The sequence below is a fragment of the Sphingomonas sp. S-NIH.Pt3_0716 genome, from assembly GCF_003950715.1.
GTDB lineage: Bacteria > Pseudomonadota > Alphaproteobacteria > Sphingomonadales > Sphingomonadaceae > Sphingobium > Sphingobium yanoikuyae_A.
In genome coordinates this window covers 1-3,574 of the sequence record NZ_QLJK01000078.1, presented here as the reverse complement: position 1 = coordinate 3,574, position 3,574 = coordinate 1, and the positions used below count along the sequence as shown (strand labels likewise).

The following is a 3,574-nucleotide window of genomic DNA, read 5'->3' as shown; positions in this document are numbered from 1 at the left end:
AGACGGCGTAAAGCTGCTCTCCCTCGGTTCAGCCGCATAAATGGAGGCGACCTGGAACGGGGCGCTGTTCAGTGCGGCAACGATCCGATTACCGGTGTCGACCCAGAGCAGCCGTAGAGCTTTTGGGAAAGCTGTCGTTCAACATTCGGTTGAGCTGCGAACGGGCTTGTCCCGTGAGTCCGCTCGAACCGGTTGTTAGGTGGCGCCAGTCCACATTTTCCATTATTTTCTTCGCAATTGCAAGCAAATGATCGTTTTCCTGCGTATGTATAGGTATGGGAACTTACATTCCCCATCGGGAAGGGATAATCCAGACCATAGTCCGCAATTCTCTAACCCAGTACCAAGCCTACGCAAGTCCATCGCAAACTATCCTTGACCGCCTTGAGCATTTTGCTGAATGTGCCGATTGGACCAAGGGTGTTGTTCGAATACGTTGCCATGATTGTGGACATTCGTACTTCAGGCCATTTTCGTGCAAGGTTTTCCACCTTTGCCCATCCTGTGACCAAAAACGGACCTTGCTCTATGCTGAATACCTGGCCGAGGATTTGCTCCTTGATCTACCGCATCGGCAATTTGTTTTTACGATTCCCAAGATTCTCAGACCATACTTTAAATCGGATAAGCGACTGTTTGGCGAGGTGTCCAGGCTGGTATTCTCCTTGCTTTCTGATTTTTTCTCCCTGGCAGCCGGTCAAGAACTACTATGTGCCTGTGTTGTCAGCTATCAGTCGTTTGGTGAATTCGCTCGATTCCACCCGCACTGGCATGTTCTGGTTCTGGAAGGTGGGTTCACCAAGTACGACCGCTTTGTATATTTACCAATTGGAGCCGACGAAGGGATGCTCAAGGTCTGGCAAGCAGCGATTATGGCTTTGTTTCTGCGAAAGGAACTAATAGATTAAGCCCGAGTGAACATGCTCAGAGACTGGAAGCATTCCGGCTTTAGCATCGAGAGCGAAACCAGACTATTCAACAAGGCCGATCGAGAAGCCCTCGGCCAGTATGTCGTTCGCGGCGCTACCTGTGCAGAAAAAATTCAGTATGATCCAGCTTCCGACACGATAATCTGGACAGCTAGCCCAAAGGGATTCTACAAAGGAAAAACAGAGACCTTCAAAGGCTTTGAATTCGTCGACCAGCTTGTGGCCCATTTACCACCAAGGCGGGTTCAATTGCTTCGTCGCTATGGCGTATATGCGGGCAAAGTCCGCAAGCAGTGGCAAGAGCGCCCCAATATTTATAGCCTGGCCCCAGAAAGTTGGCAAAAAGGTCATCCACGCGAATCCAAAATTGTTCCAGCCATACCTCAGGAGAAACCGGAAACTGTCCAAGTTTCCGATGCCTGGTCCAAGTTGCGCAAACAAAGTTGGGCACGGTTGTTACAGAAAGTCTATGAAGTTGACCCGTTTGTTTGCCCAAAATGCCAGGGAACAATGTCGGTTGTGGCGATAATCGAGGATCCCAAGGAGCTTGCCAAGATTATTAACTGGGCAAAGCAGCAGGAACGGGAGCAGCCAGTGGCCGTCTGTGCTCGTTCACCTCCTGAGCTTGCTTTGGTGTAGGTATAATACCCAAAAACGAAGTTTATGCGGAACAGGATAACACCTCGAAATCGGAGTTTATATGGCTTCGTGGGGGAGTTATGTGTTTGAGCTTTGTCGCATTAACGCGAATCAGGGGTTGACGGCAGAAATAGACTGGAATTACACTTCTTGGAGTCGGCGTTGCCGGAAAATTCTGATTGGATTAGTTGTTCGGGGTGCGAAAACAGTCGTAGTTCGGGGGAAAAACCGAATTTTGACCCGAAACCGCAAAAAACCCGAAATGACAGTTCCTATCAGTTTCTTCGTCCGCATCCCGAAACACTTTCCGTATGCGCTCTTCCGCCAGGCGGCGGATGGCATCGGTTAGCATCTTTTGTTCCTGGTCTAGTTCAAAATCGATCATGTGCAGCTCCTATAAAATGTGTCTAAATTCAGTGTGTTTGTGGTTTGATTCGTAATGCGTAATGCGTAATAAACCTTACGCATTACGTTTTACGCATTTCACTAGTGACTGATAGCACTGAAATCCTTTAACGTCTCACGATTGCATCTGTCATACGGGCGACCCGAACGATTGCTTTGACGTCATGGACGCGCACAACGTCGGCTCCTCGGTCAATGCCAATGGCGACGGTGGCCGCCGTTCCTTCTATGCGCTGGTCTGGCGGCAAATCGAGCGTATAGCCAATAAATGATTTGCGCGACGGACCTATTAAGATGGGAAATCCCATTGTTTTGAACTGATTAATCTGGTCGAGCAGTTGCAAACTTTGCTCGACGGTTTTACCGAAGCCGATGCCGGGATCCAGGATAATTTGGGACTCTTTTACGCCGGCTTTTAAGGCGATGTCGATGCTTTCTTGTAATTCACGTTTAACGTCGGTGATGAGGTCGTCGTATTTTACCCCGATGAAGCGCCCGCCCAGCTTTTTTTCTTGCGCTATGTTCTTTGGTTTGCTGCGGTTGTGCATAAGGACGATGGGGCAGCCGGCTTGTGCTGCCAGGCCGGCCATGTCCGGGTCCATGCGCAGCCCCCAGACGTCGTTGAGCCAGCTGGCGCCTGCCGCCAGGGCCGCTTCGGCCACGGAAGCGCGGTAGCTGTCGATGGAAATAACGACGTCCACAGCCTGGCGTACGGCCTGCACCACCGGCAGCACCCGCGCCAGTTCTTCCTCTGCGCTTATAGGTGAGCTGCCAGGGCGGGTACTCTCGCCGCCAATGTCGATGATGTCTGCGCCGTCGGCTACAAATTGTTTGGCCTGGGCTACCGCTTTGGCGATGACATCTTCTTCAACCATAACGCCATCTCCAGAAAAGCTGTCTGGAGTGACGTTGAGGATGCCCATGATGTAGGTGCGTTCACCCCATTTGAAGCTGGTTAGTGTGGTTGACATCAATAGCAGTTCCTTGAAAATTTTTTTCACCCTCTCCCCAGCCCTCTCCCACCGGGAGAGGGAGATGTTCCCTCCCCATTTTAGGGGGAGGGTTAGGGTGGGGGTTAAGTGCCCATGAAGTTTGGTTGATCCGGTAAACGGTAAACGGCCGTTGTGGCCTCATCTACGGATGAGGATACGTCAGCCAGCATTTGGGCTACAGACTTTTGGGTCTGGGGATGTTCGTAATCGGGCGCAATGTCAGCCAGGGGTGCCAGGACAAAAGCACGTTCATCGACGAAGGGATGAGGAATAGCCAGGATATCGTCGTTCATGATCATGTTGTCATAGAAAAGGATGTCGATGTCGATGAGGCGCGGCCCCCATTTAAAAGTGGGTTTACGCCCAATTTCAAAACTGGAAGAAAAACGCTGTCTTTCTTACAATTTCCACAAATCCGACAAAATCCACTTTTAGTTTTATTATAAATTGATGACATTTTCTCCTCCGCCCGAAGGGTCAAGCTAACTTTGTTTTAGGGCGACTGCCCTGCTGCGTAACATCGTTGCTGCTCCATAACATCAAACATCGACCCACGGCGTAACGCGCTTGCTGCTTGGATGCCCGAGGCATAGACTGTACAAAAAAACA

General features: G+C 50.5%; 3 protein-coding genes and 1 pseudogene. 1 reads left to right on the top strand and 3 read right to left on the bottom strand.

The features are described from left to right. The first annotated feature begins 275 nt into the window (after window positions 1–275). Window positions 276–1,568, top strand: a pseudogene (locus tag BRX37_RS27715) (IS91-like element ISCR28 family transposase). 184 nt (window positions 1,569–1,752) lie between these two features. Here BRX37_RS27715 and BRX37_RS27010 read toward each other — a convergent pair. The 3 genes from BRX37_RS27010 to folK all read right to left on the bottom strand — a co-directional run bounded on the left by BRX37_RS27010 (window position 1,753) and on the right by folK (window position 3,333). After that, the gene (locus tag BRX37_RS27010) at window positions 1,753–1,953 is read right to left on the bottom strand and encodes an acyl-CoA/acyl-ACP dehydrogenase (protein WP_164522547.1); all 201 of its coding nucleotides are present in this window, start codon (window positions 1,951–1,953) and stop codon (window positions 1,753–1,755) included. A gap of 127 nt (window positions 1,954–2,080) precedes the next feature. Beyond that, a complete protein-coding gene (gene sul4, locus BRX37_RS25905) occupies window positions 2,081–2,974 on the bottom strand; it encodes a sulfonamide-resistant dihydropteroate synthase Sul4 (RefSeq protein ID WP_206434233.1) in 894 nt (297 codons plus the stop codon). A gap of 74 nt (window positions 2,975–3,048) precedes the next feature. After that, window positions 3,049–3,333: a 2-amino-4-hydroxy-6-hydroxymethyldihydropteridine diphosphokinase gene (folK, locus tag BRX37_RS25900; protein ID WP_122129129.1), complete on the bottom strand. Its 285-nt coding sequence runs from the start codon at window positions 3,331–3,333 to the stop codon at window positions 3,049–3,051. Window positions 3,334–3,574 lie beyond the last annotated feature (241 nt).

Bases quoted from the DNA above. Each gene is read 5' to 3' on its own strand.
- BRX37_RS27010 (WP_164522547.1), bottom strand. From the start codon at position 1,953: ATGATCGATTTTGAACTAGACCAGGAACAAAAGATGCTAACCGATGCC.